The organism is Amycolatopsis sp. NPDC006125, from assembly GCF_040614195.1.
GTDB lineage: Bacteria > Actinomycetota > Actinomycetes > Mycobacteriales > Pseudonocardiaceae > Amycolatopsis_E > Amycolatopsis_E tucumanensis.
This window is the reverse complement of sequence record NZ_JBEXTZ010000009.1, coordinates 71,593-89,680: the sequence shown is the minus strand read 5'-3', so window position 1 is coordinate 89,680 and position 18,088 is coordinate 71,593. Positions and strand designations below refer to the sequence as shown.

At 72.0% G+C, this 18,088-nt stretch carries 18 protein-coding genes; 9 read left to right on the top strand and 9 right to left on the bottom strand.

The genetic code is table 11. The features are described 5' to 3' along the window. The first annotated feature begins 34 nt into the window (after nucleotides 1-34). Genes ABZ193_RS07430 through ABZ193_RS07415 form a run of 4 tightly spaced genes read left to right on the top strand, consistent with a single transcriptional unit; the run spans nucleotide 35 to nucleotide 3,753 of the window. Complete coding sequence (locus ABZ193_RS07430; protein ID WP_020418517.1) at nucleotides 35-1,030, top strand: branched-chain amino acid ABC transporter permease; 996 nt, start codon at nucleotides 35-37, stop codon at nucleotides 1,028-1,030. Beyond that, complete coding sequence (locus ABZ193_RS07425; RefSeq protein ID WP_020418516.1) at nucleotides 1,027-2,139, top strand: branched-chain amino acid ABC transporter permease; 1,113 nt, start codon at nucleotides 1,027-1,029, stop codon at nucleotides 2,137-2,139. The genes ABZ193_RS07430 and ABZ193_RS07425 overlap by 4 nt, the downstream gene beginning before the upstream one ends. Continuing rightward, nucleotides 2,136-3,053 carry an ABC transporter ATP-binding protein gene (locus ABZ193_RS07420; protein ID WP_020418515.1) on the top strand — a complete coding sequence of 306 codons (918 nt, stop codon included), beginning with the start codon at nucleotides 2,136-2,138 and terminating at the stop codon, nucleotides 3,051-3,053. Before ABZ193_RS07425 ends, ABZ193_RS07420 begins: the two co-directional genes overlap by 4 nt. Continuing rightward, on the top strand, nucleotides 3,046-3,753 hold the full coding sequence (locus ABZ193_RS07415; RefSeq protein ID WP_323807007.1) for an ABC transporter ATP-binding protein: 708 nt from the start codon (nucleotides 3,046-3,048) through the stop codon (nucleotides 3,751-3,753). Before ABZ193_RS07420 ends, ABZ193_RS07415 begins: the two co-directional genes overlap by 8 nt. A 64-nt stretch (nucleotides 3,754-3,817) precedes the next feature. Here the strand turns inward: ABZ193_RS07415 and ABZ193_RS07410 are convergent, their stop codons facing one another. Then, nucleotides 3,818-4,261, bottom strand: a complete 444-nt coding sequence (locus ABZ193_RS07410; RefSeq protein WP_017988046.1) for a hotdog fold thioesterase — start codon at nucleotides 4,259-4,261, stop codon at nucleotides 3,818-3,820. Nucleotides 4,262-4,346: 85 nt separating this feature from the next. Between ABZ193_RS07410 and polA the strand changes: the two genes are divergently transcribed. The 4 genes from polA (at nucleotide 4,347) to ABZ193_RS07390 (ending at nucleotide 8,729) form a co-directional block, all read left to right on the top strand. Further along, on the top strand, nucleotides 4,347-7,082 hold the full coding sequence (polA, locus tag ABZ193_RS07405) for a DNA polymerase I (RefSeq protein ID WP_354709258.1): 2,736 nt from the start codon (nucleotides 4,347-4,349) through the stop codon (nucleotides 7,080-7,082). Nucleotides 7,083-7,086: 4 nt separating this feature from the next. Next, the gene (locus ABZ193_RS07400; protein WP_020418513.1) at nucleotides 7,087-7,527 is read left to right on the top strand and encodes an AraC family transcriptional regulator; all 441 of its coding nucleotides are present in this window, start codon (nucleotides 7,087-7,089) and stop codon (nucleotides 7,525-7,527) included. A 31-nt stretch (nucleotides 7,528-7,558) separates the two neighbouring features. Then, complete coding sequence (locus tag ABZ193_RS07395; RefSeq protein ID WP_020418512.1) at nucleotides 7,559-7,990, top strand: VOC family protein; 432 nt, start codon at nucleotides 7,559-7,561, stop codon at nucleotides 7,988-7,990. Between the two features lie 121 nt (nucleotides 7,991-8,111). Continuing rightward, on the top strand, nucleotides 8,112-8,729 hold the full coding sequence (locus ABZ193_RS07390; protein WP_235716134.1) for a hypothetical protein: 618 nt from the start codon (nucleotides 8,112-8,114) through the stop codon (nucleotides 8,727-8,729). Nucleotides 8,730-9,035: 306 nt separating this feature from the next. Here ABZ193_RS07390 and ABZ193_RS07385 read toward each other — a convergent pair whose 3' ends face one another. The 8 genes from ABZ193_RS07385 to ABZ193_RS07350 all read right to left on the bottom strand — a co-directional run bounded on the left by ABZ193_RS07385 (nucleotide 9,036) and on the right by ABZ193_RS07350 (nucleotide 16,283). Beyond that, nucleotides 9,036-10,262 (bottom strand): DUF6596 domain-containing protein, encoded by a 1,227-nt coding sequence (locus ABZ193_RS07385; RefSeq protein WP_354709257.1) that lies wholly within the window; start codon nucleotides 10,260-10,262, stop codon nucleotides 9,036-9,038. Further along, a complete protein-coding gene (locus ABZ193_RS07380) occupies nucleotides 10,259-10,612 on the bottom strand; it encodes a YciI family protein (protein ID WP_020418509.1) in 354 nt (117 codons plus the stop codon). Before ABZ193_RS07380 ends, ABZ193_RS07385 begins: the two co-directional genes overlap by 4 nt. After that, the gene (locus ABZ193_RS07375; RefSeq protein ID WP_020418508.1) at nucleotides 10,609-11,229 is read right to left on the bottom strand and encodes a dihydrofolate reductase family protein; all 621 of its coding nucleotides are present in this window, start codon (nucleotides 11,227-11,229) and stop codon (nucleotides 10,609-10,611) included. Before ABZ193_RS07375 ends, ABZ193_RS07380 begins: the two co-directional genes overlap by 4 nt. An 85-nt stretch (nucleotides 11,230-11,314) precedes the next feature. Beyond that, complete coding sequence (locus ABZ193_RS07370) at nucleotides 11,315-11,899, bottom strand: TetR/AcrR family transcriptional regulator (protein WP_020418507.1); 585 nt, start codon at nucleotides 11,897-11,899, stop codon at nucleotides 11,315-11,317. Further along, nucleotides 11,896-13,776, bottom strand: a complete 1,881-nt coding sequence (locus tag ABZ193_RS07365) for a YhgE/Pip domain-containing protein (RefSeq protein ID WP_354709256.1) — start codon at nucleotides 13,774-13,776, stop codon at nucleotides 11,896-11,898. The genes ABZ193_RS07370 and ABZ193_RS07365 overlap by 4 nt, the downstream gene beginning before the upstream one ends. After that, nucleotides 13,773-14,426, bottom strand: a complete 654-nt coding sequence (locus tag ABZ193_RS07360; RefSeq protein WP_020418505.1) for an ATP-binding cassette domain-containing protein — start codon at nucleotides 14,424-14,426, stop codon at nucleotides 13,773-13,775. Before ABZ193_RS07360 ends, ABZ193_RS07365 begins: the two co-directional genes overlap by 4 nt. Before the next feature lie 73 nt (nucleotides 14,427-14,499). After that, nucleotides 14,500-15,423 carry a GNAT family N-acetyltransferase gene (locus ABZ193_RS07355; RefSeq protein ID WP_020418504.1) on the bottom strand — a complete coding sequence of 308 codons (924 nt, stop codon included), beginning with the start codon at nucleotides 15,421-15,423 and terminating at the stop codon, nucleotides 14,500-14,502. Then, a complete protein-coding gene (locus ABZ193_RS07350; protein WP_020418503.1) occupies nucleotides 15,414-16,283 on the bottom strand; it encodes a class I SAM-dependent methyltransferase in 870 nt (289 codons plus the stop codon). The genes ABZ193_RS07355 and ABZ193_RS07350 overlap by 10 nt, the downstream gene beginning before the upstream one ends. Before the next feature lie 273 nt (nucleotides 16,284-16,556). Between ABZ193_RS07350 and rpsA the strand changes: the two genes are divergently transcribed. Then, nucleotides 16,557-18,053, top strand: a complete 1,497-nt coding sequence (gene rpsA / locus ABZ193_RS07345) for a 30S ribosomal protein S1 (protein WP_017988058.1) — start codon at nucleotides 16,557-16,559, stop codon at nucleotides 18,051-18,053. The last annotated feature ends 35 nt before the right edge of the window (nucleotides 18,054-18,088 follow it).

Here is an 18,088-nt window from a genome sequence, read left to right as displayed (position 1 = left end):
TACCCGGGAATAGAGTGAACCCTTGTACCCCGCGATGACCCCATTCCTCGCGCAGTCCGAGCCGTGGATCTCCTTCGACGTGGCCGGCCTCGCGGAGCAGTTCTGGAACAACACCGTGGACGGCCTGGCGCAGGGCGGCATCTACGCCCTGGTGGCGCTGGGCTACACCCTCGTCTACGGCGTTCTCAAGCTCATCAACTTCGCGCACTCCGAGGTCTTCGTCGTCGGCGCGTTCGCGACCTGGCTGACGTTCTACGGCCTCGGTTTCCGCTCCGGCGCCACGCCCGACCTGTCGATCGTCGAGCTGATCCTCTTCCTCGGCCTCGCCTGCCTGGCCGCGATGGCCGTCTCCGGCGGCACCGCGGTGCTGCTGGAACGCGTGGCCTACCGGCCGCTGAGAAAGCGCAACGCGCCGCGCCTGGTCTTCCTGATCACCGCGATCGGCGCCTCGTTCGCCATCCAGCAGACCCTGCGCCTGATCTTCGGCCTCAACCAGCAGCCCCAGATCCGGCTGCTGCAGCCGGAACCGCTGTTCCGGATCTTCGGCGCCACGGTCACCAACATCCACGTCATCCTCGTGGTGGCGGCGGTCGTGCTGTGGTTCGTGGCCGACTACTTCGTCAACCGGACCCGCCTGGGCCGCGGCATCCGCGCGGTCGCCCAGGACCCGGACACCGCCACGCTGATGGGCGTCAACAAGGAACGGGTCATCGTCATCACGTTCCTCGTCGGCGGGCTGCTCGCCGGCGCCGCCGCGCTGTTCTACATGATGCGGATCCCGCAGGGCGCCATCTACAACGGCGGCTTCCTGCTCGGCATCAAGGCGTTCACCGCCGCGGTGCTCGGCGGTATCGGCAACCTGCGGGGCGCGCTGCTCGGCGGGCTCCTGCTCGGCCTCGTGGAGAACTACGGCCAGTCGCTGTTCGGCGGCGAGTGGAAGGACATCGTGGCGTTCGTCGTGCTGATCGTCGTCCTGATGTTCCGTCCGACCGGCATCCTCGGCGAGTCCCTCGGGAAGGCACGCGTATGACGACCCAGACCGTGAGCGCGCCGCCGAAGCGCCGCTCCATCCGCGAGCAGTGGAACAACCTGTCCCGGCCGGCCCAGTGGGCGATCCTCATCCCGGTCGTGGTGCTGATCTACTTCCTGCCGGTGCTCAACCCGCCGCTGATCGCGACGACCGGCACCGACTTCCCGACCGCGATGTTCGACGTGGCCCGCTACGCGCTGGTCGCGATCGGGCTCAACGTGGTGGTCGGCCAGGCAGGCCTGCTGGACCTGGGCTACGTCGGCTTCTTCGCCGTCGGCGCCTACGTCGCGGCGCTGTTCACCAGCCCGAACTCCAGCCTGGCGAAGCTGCCCTACCTGTGGACGCTGCCGCTGGCGATGGCCGTCACGATGATCTTCGGCATCATCCTCGGCGCGCCGACCCTGCGGTTGCGCGGTGACTACCTGGCGATCGTCACGCTCGGGTTCGGCGAGATCATCCGCCTGGTGGCGGACAACGTCGACCCGCTGCGCGGCCAGTCCGGTTTCGAGCGGGTCGGCACCGACGCGAACGGCACGCCGTTCTTCGCCAACGCCACCGCCTGGTACTGGCTGACGATCACGATCATCATCGCGATCCTGCTGCTGGTCGGGAACCTGGAACGCAGCCGGGTCGGCCGCGCCTGGGTGTCGATCCGCGAGGACGAGGACGTCGCCGAGATCATGGGCGTCCCGGTGTTCAAGTTCAAGATCTGGGCGTTCGTCATCGGCGCCGCGATCGGCGGCCTGTCCGGCGCGCTCTACGCGGGCAAGCTCGGGTTCGTGAACAACCAGTCGTTCGACGTCATCACCTCGATGCTGTTCCTGGCCGCGGTGGTGCTCGGCGGCGCGGGCAACAAGGTGGGCGTGCTGCTGGGCGCGGCCGTGGTGGCGTACCTGCCGCTGCGGTTCGTGCAGCTGGCCGAGTACAACTACCTCATCTTCGGCATCGCGCTGATCATCCTGATGATCTTCCGCCCGCAGGGCCTGCTCGGCGCCCGCCAGCGCCTGCTGGCCCGCGGACGGCAGGCCTACCAGCGGCTGCTCGGCCGCGGTGAGCAGATCAGCGGGGAGAGCGCGCTGGCCGCCGACACGACGGGAGGTCCCCGATGAGCCACCCCAGCGAGGAGACCCCGGTCGAGGGCGGCCTGGTCGCCGAGGTCGCCCGGATGACCCCGGAGGAGCTCGCCGAGCACGAGGCCGAGGTCGCCGAGGCGGTCGCCGTCGACCGCGACATCAAGGTCGAGGTCGGCGAGACCCTGCTGGAGATGCGGGACGTGACGCTGAAGTTCGGCGGCCTGACAGCGCTGGACTCGGTGTCGTTCGGCATCCGCCGCGGCGAGATCCTGGGCCTGATCGGGCCCAACGGCGCCGGCAAGACCACCTGCTTCAACGCGATGACCGGGGTCTACCGGCCCACGTCGGGGCAGGTGCTGCTGGAGGACAAGCCGCTGGGCAAGGCCACCCGCCACCAGATCACGCAGCGCGGCATCGCCCGCACCTTCCAGAACATCCGGCTCTTCGGCGAGATGACCGCGCTGGAGAACGTGGTGGTCGGCACCGACGCCCGCCACAAGACCAGCGTCCTCGGCGCGTTGCTGCGGCTCCCGCGGCACCACCAGGAGGAGAAGACCGCGGTGGAGCGGGCCATGGCGCTGCTGGAGTTCGTCGGCATCGCCGACCGGGCCGCGGACAAGGCCAAGAACCTCCCGTACGGCTATCAGCGCCGCCTGGAGATCGCGCGGGCGATGGCCACCGAGCCGAAGCTGCTGTGCCTCGACGAGCCTGCCGCCGGGTTCAACCCGGCGGAGAAGGAAGAGCTCATGGGGCTGATCCGGAAGATCCGCGACGACGGCTACACCGTCCTGCTCATCGAGCACGACATGAAGCTCGTCATGGGCGTGACCGACCGGATAGTCGTTCTGGAGTTCGGCAAGAAGATCGCCGAAGGACTGCCGGCCGAGATCAGGGAGAACCCCGCTGTGATCGCCGCCTACCTGGGAGTGCCTGACGATGACGCTGCTTGAGCTTGACGGGGTCTCCGTCCACTACGGACGGATCCAGGCGGTCTCGGAGCTGACGCTGCGGGTCGACGAGGGCGAGGTCGTCGCCCTCATCGGCGCGAACGGCGCGGGCAAGAGCACCACGATGCGCGCCATCTCCGGCATCCGCCCGCTGTCGGCGGGCCGGATCACCTTCGCCGGCGAGGACATCACGAAGCTGCGCGCCGACCTGCGGGTCGTCCGCGGCATCTCGCAGGTGCCCGAGGGGCGCGGGGTGTTCCCGGGGATGACGGTCGCGGAGAACCTGGACATGGGCGCCTACGCGCGCAAGGACCGGAAGAACCTGCAGCCCGACCTGGACCGCGTGTTCGACCTGTTCCCGCGCCTTGCGGAGCGGCGCAACCAGGCCGGCGGCACGCTGTCCGGCGGTGAGCAGCAGATGCTGGCCATGGGCCGGGCGCTGATGGCCAAGCCGCGTCTGCTGCTGCTCGACGAGCCCTCGATGGGGCTCGCGCCGCAGTTCATCCAGCAGATCTTCCGGATCGTCACGGAGATCAACAAGCAGGGCACCACGGTGCTGCTGGTGGAGCAGAACGCGCAGCAGGCGCTGTCCCGCGCCCACCGCGCATACGTGCTGGAGACCGGCCGGATCACCAAGACCGGCACCGGCACCGAGCTGCTGGCGGACTCCGCGATCAAGGAGGCCTACCTGGGCGTCGCCTGATCGGGTGGACCTGGAACGAGAAGGGCCCCGGCGCTCGTGCGCCGGGGCCCGTCTTCGTGGTGGATCAGCGGCTGCCGGGGGCGGCGTCGCGCACCAGGCAGGACAGGCGCGCGGTGCAGGTGCGGCGGCCCTGGTCGTCGGTCAGCACGATCTCGGCGGTGATGGTGCCGCGGCCGACGTGCAGCGGCGTCGCCACGCCGGTGACCAGGCCTTCCCGCGCGGCGCGGTGGTGGGTGCAGGACAGCTCGAACCCGAGCGTGGCCTTGTCCGCGCCCGCGTTGAGCGCCGCCACGGTCGAGCCCAGCGCCTCCGCGAGCACGGCGTTCGCGCCGCCGTGCAGCAGGCCGTAGGGCTGCAGGTTGCCCTCGACCGGCATCGTGCCGACCACCCGCTCCGCCGTGAGCTCGACGAACTCGATGCCGAGCTTGTCGTTGAGCTGCTGCTCCGCGACGCGCGGATCGATGCCCGCGAGCTGCTCGCGGATGGCTTCGGAGAGGTTCTCGGACAACGCGGGTGACTCCTCGGTGAGACGACGGCAAGGCAGGACGACCGCTCGCGCGGTTCTGTCGGTGCCCCACCCTAGACTCGCACCCGTGAGCCCCAGCCAGAACCAGCCAGTAGCCAACACCACAGCGACGGCGCCCGCGGAAGGACGGCCGCGGCTGTTGCTGATCGACGGCCACTCGATGGCCTACCGCGCCTTCTTCGCCGTGCCTGCCGACCGGTTCAAGACCTCCACCGGCCAGGTCACCAACGCGGTGTTCGGGTTCACCTCGATGCTCATCAACCTGCTGCGCGACGAGCAGCCGACGCACCTCGCGGTGGCGTTCGACGTGTCGCGGCAGACGTTCCGCTCGGCGACCTTCGCCGACTACAAGGCCACCCGGACGTCGACGCCGGACGAGTTCAAGGGGCAGGTCGACCTGGTCAAGGACGTGCTCGGGGTGCTCGGCATCCCGGTGCTGACCAAGGACAACTACGAGGCCGACGACATCATCGCCACGCTGACCACGCAGGCGACGGCCGAGGGCTACCAGGTCCTGATCTGCACCGGCGACCGCGACGCGCTGCAGCTGGTGGACGACTCGACGACGGTCCTGTACCCGCGCAAGGGCGTGTCCGACCTGGTCCGCTACGACCCGGCCGGGGTGGCGGAGAAGTACGGGCTCACGCCGTCGCAGTACCCGGACTTCGCGGCGCTGCGCGGCGACCCGTCGGACAACCTGCCGGGCATCCCGGGCGTCGGGGAGAAGACCGCCACCAAGTGGATCCAGCAGTTCGGGTCGCTGGACGCGCTGATCGACCGGGTCGACGAGGTCAAGGGCAAGGTCGGCGACGCGCTGCGCGCCCACCTGAGCTCGGTGACGCTCAACCGCCAGCTCACCGAGCTGGTGCGGGACGTGCCGCTGGACGCCACGCCGGGCGACCTCGCGCTCAAGCCGTGGGACCGGGACGCGGTCCACCGGCTGTTCGACGAGCTCGAGTTCCGGGTGCTGCGCGACCGGCTGTTCCAGACGCTGTCCAGCGCGGAGCCGGAGGCCGAGTCCGGGTTCGAGGTGGAGGGCGCCGCGGTGCCCGCCGGCGGCCTCGCGGCGTGGCTGTCGAAGCACACCAAGGCCGGCCAGACCGTGGGCCTGTCCTTCCGCGCCACCGGGTCGTCGGTGCGGTCGGACATCCAGTCGATCAGCCTGGCCGCGCCGGGCGGCGAGGCCGGTTACGTCGACGTCACCGCCCTGGACGAGGCCGACGAGCAGGCGCTGGCCGCGTGGCTGGCCGACCCGGCGATCGCCAAGGCCGGGCATGCGCTGAAGGTGCCGCTGCACGCGCTGCGGGCGCGCGGCTGGAAGCTCGCGGGCCTGGCGATGGACACCGAGCTGGCCGCGTACCTGGTCCGGCCGGGGCAGCGGTCGTTCGAGCTGGACGACCTGGTGCTGCGGTACCTGCAGCGCGAGCTGCGCAACGACAGCGACGCCGGCGACGGCCAGCTGTCCCTGCTCGACGGCGACGACGGCGACCAGAAGCTGGTGCAGGGCGAGCTGGTCCGCGCCAGCGCGGTCGCCGAGCTGGCCGGCGCCCTCTCCGCCGAGCTGGAGAAGATCAGCGGCACCAGGCTGCTCGGCGACATCGAGCTGCCGTTGCTGCAGGTCATCGCCGAGGTCGAGGCCGCGGGCGTGGCCGTCGACATCGAGCAGCTGACCGCGCTGGAGGCGCACTACGGCGCCCGCGTGAAGCAGGCAGCCGAGGCCGCGTACGGCGTGATCGGCAAGCAGGTCAACCTGGGCTCGCCCAAGCAGCTGCAGGTCGTGCTGTTCGACGAGCTGGGCATGCCGAAGACCAAGCGCACCAAGACCGGCTACACCACCGACGCCGAGGCGCTGCAGACGCTGTACGAGAAGACCGAGCACCCGTTCCTGCAGCACCTGCTGGAGCACCGGGACGCCACCCGGCTCAAGAGCACGGTCGAGGGCCTGCTCAAGTCGGTCGCCGACGACGGCCGGATCCACACCACGCTGCACCAGACGATCGCGGCCACCGGTCGTCTGTCCTCTGTGGACCCGAACCTGCAGAACATCCCGATCCGCACCGAGGAGGGCCGCCGCATCCGCGACGCGTTCGTCGTCGGCGACGGGTACGCGGAGCTGCTCACCGCGGACTACAGCCAGATCGAGATGCGGATCATGGCGCACCTGTCCGAGGACGCGGCGCTGATCGAGGCGTTCCAGTCCGGGTTCGACTTCCACGCGGCCACCGCGGCGCGCGTGTTCGGCGTCGACCCGGCCGAGGTCACCGGGCCGCAGCGGGCGAAGATCAAGGCGATGAACTACGGCCTGGCCTACGGGCTGTCGGCCTACGGCCTGTCGCAGCAGCTGCGGATCTCCACCGAGGAGGCCCGCGGGCTGATGGACGAGTACTTCGCCCGGTTCGGCGGGGTGCGCGACTACCTGCACAGCGTCGTGGTCGAGGCGGGCAAGGTCGGCTACACCGAGACGATCTTCGGCCGTCGCCGCTACCTGCCCGACCTCAACAGCGACAACCGGCAGCGGCGCGAGATGGCCGAGCGGATGGCGCTCAACGCGCCGATCCAGGGCAGCGCGGCCGACATCATCAAAGTCGCGATGATCGGCGTGCACCGCGCGATCGCCGAGGCCGGCCTGCGGTCGCGGGTGCTGCTGCAGGTGCACGACGAACTGATCGTCGAGGTCAGCGAGGGCGAGCGCGACCGGGTCGAGGAGCTGGTGCGGCGCGAGATGGGCGCGGCGTACGAGCTGGCCGTGCCGCTGGAGGTGTCGGTCGGGTTCGGCCGGTCCTGGAACGAGGCGGCGCACTGACGGCATGACGGACCGGGTGGCGGCGGTGGCGCAGGTGCGCCGCGCCAAGGACTGGATGGACGCGCACTACGCCGAGCCCCTCGACGTGGACGCGCTCGCCGCCGTCGCCTGCTGTTCGCGCTACCACTTCATGCGCTCGTTCGCCGCCGCGTACGGGGAGAGCCCGAAGGCCTACCTGACGCGGCGGCGCATCGAGCGGGCGCAGGACCTGCTGCGGTCGGTGAACCTGACGGTCACCGAGGTGTGCCTGGCCGTCGGGTTCACCAGCCTCGGCACGTTCAGCCGCCGGTTCGCCGAGATCACCGGTTCCTCGCCGAGCGAGTACCGGGCGCGGGTGCGCGCGGACGGGCCGCCGCCGGTGCCCGGGTGCTACCTGATGATGTGGACCCGGCCCGCGGCGGGAACAGCACATTCGGAGAAGCCGGGGGACGTCCCAGGTCAGTAGCGTTCTTCCCATCGACCACAGGAGGTTCGCGATGATCAACGGGCTGTCCCACTCCAGCGTGTACGTGCTGGACCAGGATTCGGCGAAGGCGTTCTACACCGAGAAGCTCGGCTTCGAGGTGCGGCGGGACCTGCAGATCGGCGACTTCCGCTGGCTCACGGTCGGGCCGCCCGACCAGCCGGACCTCGACTTCATCCTGATGAAGCCGGGGCCGCCGCAGCACGACGCGGAGACCGAAAAGCAGATCCGGGAACTGGTGGCCAAGGGCGCGTTCGGCGGGGGCGTGTGGAAGACCGCCGACTGCCGCGGGACGCACGCCGAGCTGGCCGCGCGCGGGGTGACGTTCCTGCAGGAGCCGGCCGAGCGGCCGTACGGGATCGAGGCCGTGTTCCGCGACGACTCGGGCAACTGGTTCAGCCTCACCCAGCCGCACGCGTTCGACCCCGGCAAGGACTGGGGCTGATCTTCGCCGGTTCCCGGCCGGATCGGGCGGCGGGACGTGGAAAGGTTTCCGGCGCATTGCGGCGGGGAGAAGGCCACGTCGAGAGGCTGCCCGTGCCGCGAGCAGCAGGTAGCGTGGGGTCATGGCTGGCCGGAAAGCGCTGATCCTGGCGGGTACGGGGATGCTGGCCGGGCTCGCCGAAGTCCTGACCAGGGAGGGCTGGCACGTGGTGCTGCCGTCCCGGCGGTACCACCCGCTCGACTGCGAGGTGCGGCCGGGGGAGGCGGCGCGGCGGTCGATGCGGCCGCCGGGGCACCGGCCCTTCCGCGACGGCACGATCCGCCCGTGGGGCGGCGGGAAGGCGATCTGGGTCGAGGCGCACTGGGACCGGCCGCGGGAGCTTGCCGCGAAGGCGGAGCTGGCGCTGCGCGGGCAGGCGGACCTGCTGGTGGCGTGGATCCACGAGCAGTACCGGCGGTCGGTGATGGGCGCGGTGGAGTCCCTGCTCGCCGACGGCGCGCCGGTGGTGGAGGTGCGGGGCGGCCTCAGCGGCACCGGGGCGGTCGAACCGCCCGACCCGCTGCTGCCCCTGCACCCGACCCAGGTGGTGCAGCTGGGCACGGTCTCCGCCTACGACGCCCACCGGTCCCTGGCCCAGGCCGAGATCGCCGAGGGAGTGCTCGAAGCGGTGCGCCGGGCCCTGTCCGGCCACGCGACGTCGACGCACCAGATCGGCCAGCTGCGGCCGATGGTGCGCTGAGCCTGCGCGCTGCCGGTCGCGGCGGCGGGCGGGGATCGGACGTTGGTGGGCACATGCGGCTCGGACTGGGACCGCGTGCCGCCGGAATTCGCGGATGGTGCCGGGCGGGGGAACCGCCTCGATGGCGAGCAGGTGCGGCCGCCGGTGCCCTGGGTGGCGCGCTCGGTCCCCGCTTGGCAGCCGGGATCGCGTGCCGCTGGAATTGGCGGAGGCTCGCCCCGATGTGGGGTGGGGGATGCGCCTCGTTGGTGGGCGGCGCGGCCCCAGGGAAGCGGCCCAGGCGGGCGGCCGGGCGGGGCCAGCCCATCAACCCGGAGCGCCGATTTCCCGCATCTCGGCGAGGCGGTCCGCCAGGAACGCACGCTCGGTCTCGTTGTCCGTCAGGCGCAGAGCGTGCTCGTAGGCGGCGGCCGCCTCGACGGGCCGGCCGAGGCGGCGCAGCAGGTCTGCCTTGACCGCGGGCAGGTAGTGGTACCCGGACAGCCGGCGGTCGCCTTCCAGCGCCGTCACCTCGGCCAGCGCCTGCGCCGGGCTGTCGACCATCGCCACCGCGACCGCCCGGTTCAGCGCCACCACCGGCGACGGCCACACCTTCGCCAGTTCGTCGTACAGCACCAGGATCTGCGGCCAGTCCGTCGCCTCGTAGGACGGTGCGCTCGCGTGCAGCATCGCGATCGCCGCCTGCAGGGCGAAACGGCCTGGCGGGCCGCCGCGCAGGGACGTCACCACCAGCTCGTCCGCCTCCGCGAGCGCGGCGCGGTCCCAGCGGGAACGGTCCTGTTCGGACAGCAGCAGGAGTCGGCCCGTCCCGTCCGTGCGCGTCGCCCGGCGCGCGTGCCCCGCCAGCAGCAACGCCAGCAACCCCCGCACCTCCCGCGAGTCCGGCACCAGCTCCCGCAGCAGCCGCGCCAGTTCCAGCGCCCGCTCGGCGCACGCCACCCGCATCAGCGACTCGCCCGACGGCGCCGTGTGCCCGGTCGTGAACAGCAGGTGGATCGTCGTCAGCACCGCGTCCAGCCGCTCCGGCCGCTCGGCCGGCGCGGGCATCCGGAACGGGATCCGCGCCGCCGCGATCTTCTTCTTCGCTCGCGTGATCCGGGCCGCCATCGTCGCCGGCGGCACCAGGAACGCCGCCGCGACGTCCGGCGTCGGCACGCCGCACACCAGCCGCAAGGTCAGGGCCACCTGCGCCTCGGCCGACAACGCGGGGTGGCAGCACAGGAACACCAGCCGCAGCGGGTCGTCGGCCACCGGGCTGTCCGCCGCGGGCTCGACCAGCAACGGCAGCTTCGCGCGCAGCGTCGCCGCGCGCCGCAGGGCGTCCAGCGCGTTGTGCCGCGCCGCGGTCGTCAGCCACGCGGCCGGGCGGTCCGGCACGCCGTCGCGGGCCCACGAGTCGAGCGCGGCGGCGTAGGCGTCCTGGACGCACTCCTCCGCCAGGTCGAGATCACGCGTGACGCGCACCGTCGCGGCGAGCACCCTGGCCCACTCGCGGCGGTGCGCGTCGGCGACGGCGTCCCGGACCCCGGTCACACCTCCATCAACGGCCGCACCTCGACCGCCCCGTCCATGATCGGCAGCAGCTTCCCGATGGCCACCGCCTGGTCGAGGTCGGCGGCCTCGACCACGAAGAACCCGGCGATGACCTCCTTGCTCTCCAGGAACGGGCCGTCGGTCACCGCGCCGCCCTTGTGGATCGTGCGGGCCTGCGCCACCGGCTGCAGCCCCTGCTCGTGCACCACCCGGGCGCCCATGGCCTCGATCTTCGGCCCGACGGCCAGGTTGGCCTCCATGACCTCCGGCGGGATGTCGGCCACGCCGCCGGGGAGTTCCTTTTCGTAGATCAGGATCGCGTACTGCGGCATCGTCACGTCCCCGCTCACCAGTTGCCCGTTTCCGGCCCCATCGCACCACATTCGAGCCCGCCCGCGCGCCGGTAGCGGTGCAGCAGCCCGCCGCGCGGCAACCGCTCGGTGTGGGTCAGCTCCAGCGCGCCCGGACCGGCGCCGGAGCCGAACAGCCGCTTGCCCGACCCGATCACCACCGGGAACACCAGCAGCTGGAACTCGTCGACCAGGTCGTGCGCGAGCAGTGTCTGCACCAGGTCGCTGCTGCCGTGGACCTGGATGTCCCCGCCGTCGCCGCGCTTGAGCTCGGCCACCGCCCCGGCGGCGTCCCCGCGCAGCAGCGTGCAGTTGCGCCAGCCCACCTCGGTCAGCGTCCGCGAGGCGACGAACTTCGGCAGCCCGTTCATCAGGTCGCCGAACGGGTCGTCGGCCAGCGGCCACGTCGCGGCGAACTCCTCGTAGGTCTTCCGGCCGAGCAGGAGCGCGCCGGCTCCGCGGGTGAACTCGAGCATCAGCTCCAGCACCCGCTCGCCGATGAACGGCACCGCCCAGCCGCCGTGGGCGAAGCCGCCGTCGCGGTCCTCGTCCGGGCCGCCCGGCGCCTGCATCACGCCGTCGGCCGTCACGAACGCCGTGACCACCAGTTTCCGCATGCCGATCCCTTCCTCACCGGGCGTCCCGGTGACGCCCGCGCCCCTACGGCGAACGAGCGGCCCCGGAATCGACAACCGGCGGGAACTAATCCTGGCGGGCCACGCCCCGGACGAGGAGCATGATGCCCTCGCGCACCTCGGCTCGCGAGCGCTGCGGCTGGAACACCTGCCAGTCCAGCGCGACGACCAGCAGCGTGCCGAACAGCCCGGCCGCCGCGGTCGGCACCTCGATCCCCGGCGGCAGGCGCCCGGCGTCGGCGACCCGCTGCAGCTGCTCCTTCACGATGGAGACGATGTCCTCGCGCAGCAGCGACAGCGTCTCCTGCCACTGGCCCGGCGTCCGCCACAGCTCGCTGACCAGGATCTGCGAGAACCCGCGGTGCCCCGCGATGAACTCCAGCCCGGTGTCCACCAGGGACTCCAGCGCGGCCACCGGGTCCGGCTCGGCCGCGTGCGCCCGCAGCCGCTCGGCGAGCTGCCCGACGCCGTAGCGCAGCAGCGCGTCGATCAACCCGTCCTTGCTGCCGAAGTTGTAGTACACGGTGCCCTTCGCGACCCCGGCCGCCGCCGCGATCTCGTCCACCGTCAGCCCGGCCAGCCCCTTCTCGGTGGCCAGCCGCAGCGTCGCCTCGAACAGCTTCTGCTTGGTGCTCTCGCCGCGCGGGCTCACAGCGAGAGCTCCGGCTGCAGCTTCGACACCGTCCACACCCGTTGCCTGCGCGCGGCCAGCGCCGACACCGCGAGCGCGCCCACGAGGTAGGCGACCAGCACCCCGATGTCCAGCAGGTTCCGCAGCGACGCGCCGGTGTAGAGCAGGTGCCGCAGCCCGTCGACCACGTACCCCATCGGCAGCACGACGTGCAGCGGGTACAGCGCGTCCGGCAGGGTCTGCCACGGGAACGTGCCGCCCGCGCTGACCAGCTGCAGCACCAGCAGCACCAGCCCGAGGAACTTGCCGACGGCGCCGAAGAACGCGTTGAGCGCGTGCACGATCGCGGTGAACGTCAGCGATGCCAGGATCGCGAACGCCAGCGCGCCCACCGGGTGCGCGATGTGGATGCCGACGAACCAGGTGACGGCGGCGAACAACACGACGACCTGCGCGATGCCCAGCAGCGCCGAAGGCAGCCACCCGCCGAGCGCGACCCGCAGCGGCGCGGTGCCCGCCGCGATAGCCCGCGACGACAGCGGCCGGATCAGCAGGAACAACACGAATGCGCCGATCCAGGTGGCCAGGGCGAGGAAGAACGGGGCCAGCCCGGCGCCGTAGGTGCCCGCGGAGGCGACGCCGACGGAGTTGACCGCGACCGGGTCGGCGATCGTGTCCGCGGTCGCGGTCCGCGTCGGGTCGCTGGGGTTGGGGATCTGCTGGAGCCCGTTGTTCAGGCCGTCCCGCAGCTGGCCGGCGCCGGTCGCCAGCTCCCGCGTGCCGGACAACGCGGTCTTCTCGCCGTCGTTGAGCTGGTTCGCGCCGGCCGAGAGCGTGTTCGCGCCGTCAGCGGCCTGCGCGATGCCGCCGGACAGCGCGGGCGCCGAGTTCGCCAGCGCGGCGGCCCCGGCCGCGACCTGCCGCGCCCCGTCGGCGAGCTGGTTCAGCTGGGCCGACGTCTGCTGGATCCTCGAGTTGGCCTGGTCGACCGGGGCCCGCAGGTCGCCGAGCACGCCCTGCACCCGCTCGATGTCGGCCTCGGACAGCCCGGCCGCGCGCAGCCGGTCGGTGAGCTGGTTGTTCACGTCGTCGAGGTTGCGCACCAGCTGGGCGGACCCGCTCGCGACGGTGGACCCGGCCGCGGCGACCTGGCTGTTGCCGTCGGCGACCTGCTGGGCGCCGTCGGCCAGCTGCCGGGTGCTCTGCGGCAGGGTCGCGGTGCTCGACCGGAGCGTGGACAGCCCGGACGACAGCTGGGCGCTGCCGGTGGCCAGCTGCTGTGCCCCGTCGGCGAGCTGCTGCTGGCCGGTGAGCAGCCGGTTCGCGCCGTCGGCGAGCTGGGTGGCGCCGGTCGCGGCCTGCTGGGTCTGCTGGTAGATGGTCGAAAAGCCCATCAGGAACCGGTTCGCGGCCTCGCTGCCCACCTTCTCCGCGATCGTGTCGCGGATCTGCTCGGCGACCTGGTTGGCGATGGTGTGCGAGAGGTAGTTGTTCGCGTCGTTCGTGGTCAGCTGGATCGTGGCGCGCTGCGGGGTGAAGTTGCCGCTGGAGAGCAGCGCGGCGGAGAAGTCGCGTGGGATCGTGATCGTGAACGCGTAGCGGTCGTCGCGCACCCCGGCGTCGGCCTCGGCCGCGGAGACCTCGTGCCACTGGAACGTGCCCGAGCCGACCACCGAGGACGTGACCTCGTCGCCGACGTTGCGGTCGGCGGATCCCGCGTCCTCGTTGACGATCGCCGCGGGCAGCTTGCCGAGGCGGCCGTAGGGGTCGAAGTTGGCGTAGAGGTAGAACGACGCGTACAGCAGGGGGACGAGCACCAGCGCGGCCACGGCGAGCTTGGGCAGCTTGCCGGAGGTCAGGCGGCGCAGTTCCCCGGCGGCGAGCCGGAGGCCGGTCACTGCGGATCTCCTTGCACGAGTTCGGGTTCGGGCTGCTCGGTGCGGCCGAGCAGCGCCGGGGGAGCGGGCAGCGCCCCGGTCGGGGCGGTGGCGGTCAGCACGACGACGGCGAAGCCGCGCTCGGCGTGTTCGCGGGCGAGGCCGGCCCAGCTGGAGACGTCGCTGGTGTGCCGGTCGGGGGTGTCGAGCACGAGCAGCCGCACCCCGGGCCGCGCCGCGGCCAGCGCGGTGAGCAGCCGGGTGCGCTCGGCGGGGGACAGGTGCTCGAACCGGACGTCCGCGCGCCCGGCGAGGTCGTGCTCGGACAGCCACCGCGCGACGGCGTCCTTGCCCGCGGGCAGCCTCCCGATCGACAGCTCCTCGGCGACGACCATCCGCACCGGCAGCGAGTCCTCCGGCGCGGTGATCTCCGGCGCGTCCACCACGGCGCTGACGCGGCGCAGTTTCGCGGCGTCCGCCTTGCCGTCGAGCGTCACGAGCCCGGTCGTCGGCCGCATCCGCCCGGTCAGGGCGAGACCGAACGCGGTCACCCCGGCGCCCGGCTCGCCGTGCGCGAAGACGAGTTCGCCCTCGCCGACGGTGAGCGAGGTCGGCGGCAGCACCGTGCCGTGCGGACCTTCGACGGTGACCCGGTCGGCGTGCACCCGCACAGGATCCCCCTCTTTTGAACTGACTGGTCAGTTCAAAAGCTACGCCCGTCCTCCGGAGCCCGCAACTCGGGGGTCAGCGCAGCGCGGACGCGGGCCGGACCTCCCAGTACGACCACAGCGGCCGGTACCCCTGACGCGGCCAGAACACCGAGGACAGCGGGTTGGCCGGGTTGTAGTAGAGGTAGGTTGCCTGGGCGCCGAGGTCGGCGAACTCGCGGTGCACCCGGCTCAGCAGCGCCCGGCCGATGCCTTCGCCGCGCGCGTGCTCGCTGGTCGCCACGTTGTTGACGTAACCCCACTGCCCGGCGGGCAGCAACTCGGCGGCCCACGACCCGGGCGCCGACTCGACCCACCCGCAGTCGGCCAGCGCGACGGCGACGCCGTCCCGTTCGGCGAGCCAGACCGGCGCGTCCGCGGCGAGGTTGCGCTCCAGCCGCGGCGTGATCAGCTCCGCGGTGCCCGGCCGCCACGGCCCGGCGACCAGGCTGGAGTAGCGGAACGTGGCCATCGACAGCGCCACGACCTCCTCGAGGTCCTCCGGCCGCGCGCGGCGGATCGTCACGCCCGGCGGGGGCGGGTGCTCCTCCGGCGGGCCGGTGCGAACCGCGAGCACGGACAGCGGCACCAGGCCGTGGTCGAGGAACGCGCGCACCGCCTCGGCGTCCCGGCTCGGCCAGGTCACCGTGCACGACGAGTCCGCGCCGGGCGACTCCCGGTCCATCCGGCGCCGCCAGGCGCGCAGCAGCGCGTCCATGCCCGCGGTCCCGGTATCCCCGACGCACGGGAACAGCTGCCACACCTGCGCGGCCGACCACAGCAGGTCGAACGCGCCCGGCTGGTGCCGCTGGACCTGGACCACCCCGGTGACGCGGGTGCCGTCCGCGGTGGCCGCGGTCAGCACCTCGCCCTCCGGCGGTGGCGCGGCGGGCGGCAGCAGCGGGTCCAGCGCGCTGAACCGGGCCCGCTGCGCGGACAGCAGCGCCGCGCTCACGGGCACGCGCGCGCCCGGAAGATCGCCGTGCCCGGGAAGAGCTTGCCCCGCAGCGGGCTCCACTGGCCCCACACCCGGGTGTGCCCGGCCGGCCACTCCGGCTCGATCAGGTCCTCCAGCGCGAACCCGGTGGCCGCCAGCGCCCGCACGTAGTCGCCCACCGTGCGGTGGTACTCCACGTAGGTCGCCTTCCCGTCCCCGTCGACCTCCACGTAGGGGGTGCGGTCGAAGTACGGCTGGCTCGCGGTCAGCCCGGCCGGACCCGGGTCGTCCGGGAAGATCCAGCGGATCGGGTGGGTCACCGCGAACACCCACGGCCCGCCCGGCCGCAGCACCCGGCGCACCTCGGCGAACACGGTCTCGATCGAGGCCACGAAGGGCAGCGCGCCGAACGCCGAGCAGGCCACGTCGACGCTGCCGTCCGCCAGCGGCAGCCGCTCGGCCGTCGCCTGGACCAGCGGGACCTCGATCCCGGTGCGCGCCGCGCCCGCGCGGGCGTGCCGGAGCATCCCGGCCGACAGGTCGAGCCCGACCGGGTGCGCGCCCGCCGTGGCCAGCCAGCGCGAGCACGCCGCCTGGCCGCACCCGATCTCGGCCACGCGGCGGCCGCGCACGTCGCCGAGCAGCCGGGCGTCGGCCTCGCGCACGCCCTCCGGGCACCACACGAAGTCCGCGTCGCCGAGGAAGCCGCCGTGGGTGGCCTGGTAGTCGTCGGCGTCGGCGTCCCACCAGGCCAGGTTGGCCGCCGTCGCCTCGTCCGCGGTCACCTCCCGGTGCGCCACGCCGACCGTGCCGAGCCGGTGTTCGGCGCGGGCGTGCCGGTCCGGGTCGAGGTCGCCGCCGTTGTCGTCTGCCGCCGTCGTCACACCGGTATTCTCACCGGTCAGCCCCGCCGCGTCCGTGCGGGCGACCCTGTTTGTGCCGCGCGTGGGCGGCCGCGTACGATATCTCTAGCGCAGTGGGTTCGCGCTACCTTCCACTCGGCAGAGCTGAGCCGGGTTCCGGGTCGCGCACCGTCGGCGGTGATGCTCCGCGGCCGTTCCGTTGTGAACGTTTGCTCATGGTTGCCGTCGCACGCTCACCGCGCGCGCAAACTGCAAACCTACTCGAGCCGTAAACCAACCGGAGCAACCCACCTAATGACCACCGACACCACCACCGCCCCGACGTCCGGCGCCGCCCAGGTCGCCGTCAACGACATCGGGTCGGAGGAAGACTTCCTCGCCGCGATCGACAAGACGATCAAGTACTTCAACGACGGCGATATCGTTGAGGGCACCATCGTCAAGGTCGACCGCGACGAGGTGCTGCTCGACATCGGTTACAAGACCGAGGGCGTCATCCCCTCGCGTGAGCTGTCCATCAAGCACGATGTCGATCCCGGCGAGGTCGTCAGCGTCGGTGACGAGGTCGAGGCCCTCGTTCTCCAGAAGGAGGACAAGGAAGGCCGGCTGATCCTGTCCAAGAAGCGCGCCCAGTACGAGCGCGCCTGGGGCACGATCGAGGAGCTCAAGGAGAAGGACGAGCCCGTCAAGGGCACCGTCATCGAGGTCGTCAAGGGCGGCCTGATCCTCGACATCGGCCTGCGGGGCTTCCTGCCCGCCTCCCTGGTGGAGATGCGCCGCGTGCGCGACCTGCAGCCCTACGTCGGCCGCGAGCTCGAGGCGAAGATCATCGAGCTGGACAAGAACCGCAACAACGTGGTCCTGTCCCGCCGGGCCTACCTCGAGCAGACCCAGTCCGAGGTCCGCAGCGAGTTCCTCAACGCGCTCGCCAAGGGCCAGGTCCGCAAGGGCGTCGTGTCCTCGATCGTCAACTTCGGCGCGTTCGTCGACCTCGGCGGCGTCGACGGTCTGGTGCACGTCTCGGAGCTGTCCTGGAAGCACATCGACCACCCGTCCGAGGTCGTCGAGGTCGGCCAGGAGGTCACCGTCGAGGTGCTGGACGTCGACATGGACCGCGAGCGCGTGTCCCTGTCGCTGAAGGCGACCCAGGAAGACCCGTGGCGCCAGTTCGCCCGCACCCACGCGATCGGCCAGATCGTGCCGGGCAAGGTCACCAAGCTCGTCCCGTTCGGCGCGTTCGTCCGCGTCGAGGAGGGCATCGAGGGCCTGGTGCACATCTCCGAGCTGGCCGAGCGCCACGTGGAGATCCCGGAGCAGGTCGTGCAGGTCGGCACCGAGGTCATGGTCAAGGTCATCGACATCGACCTGGAGCGCCGCCGGATCTCGCTGTCGCTGAAGCAGGCGAACGAGGGCTTCACCACCGACACCGAGTTCGACCCGACGCAGTACGGCATGGCCGCCGAGTACGACGACCAGGGCAACTACATCTACCCCGAGGGCTTCGACCCCGACACGCAGGAGTGGCAGGAAGGCTACGACAAGCAGCGTGAGGAGTGGGAGCGCCAGTACGCCGAGGCGCACGCCCGCTACGAGGCCCACATGCGGCAGATCGCCAAGGCTGCCGAGGCCAGCGCCCAGGCGGCGGCCGAGGAGGCCACCGGTGGTCCGGTCGGCGGCGGCGAGCAGAACTACAGCTCGACCGGCGGCGGCTCGGAGCAGCGCAGCGGCGGCACCCTCGCCAGCGACGAGCAGCTCGCGGCTCTGCGCGAGAAGCTCTCGGGCGGTGCGTGAGCCCTCGCGGCTGAGTGACTGATCCGTGGCCCCCG

What these genes read in the sequence shown, in the direction of transcription:
- ABZ193_RS07430 (WP_020418517.1), top strand. Translation starts at nt 35, where the DNA reads ATGACCCCATTCCTCGCGCAGTCCGAGCCGTGGATCTCCTTCGACGTG.
- ABZ193_RS07425 (WP_020418516.1), top strand. Translation starts at nt 1,027, where the DNA reads ATGACGACCCAGACCGTGAGCGCGCCGCCGAAGCGCCGCTCCATCCGC.
- ABZ193_RS07420 (WP_020418515.1), top strand. Translation starts at nt 2,136, where the DNA reads ATGAGCCACCCCAGCGAGGAGACCCCGGTCGAGGGCGGCCTGGTCGCC.
- ABZ193_RS07400 (WP_020418513.1), top strand. Translation starts at nt 7,087, where the DNA reads ATGACGGACCGGGTGGCGGCGGTGGCGCAGGTGCGCCGCGCCAAGGAC.
- ABZ193_RS07395 (WP_020418512.1), top strand. Translation starts at nt 7,559, where the DNA reads ATGATCAACGGGCTGTCCCACTCCAGCGTGTACGTGCTGGACCAGGAT.
- ABZ193_RS07390 (WP_235716134.1), top strand. Translation starts at nt 8,112, where the DNA reads ATGGCTGGCCGGAAAGCGCTGATCCTGGCGGGTACGGGGATGCTGGCC.
- ABZ193_RS07375 (WP_020418508.1), bottom strand. Translation starts at nt 11,229, where the DNA reads ATGCGGAAACTGGTGGTCACGGCGTTCGTGACGGCCGACGGCGTGATG.
- rpsA (WP_017988058.1), top strand. Translation starts at nt 16,557, where the DNA reads ATGACCACCGACACCACCACCGCCCCGACGTCCGGCGCCGCCCAGGTC.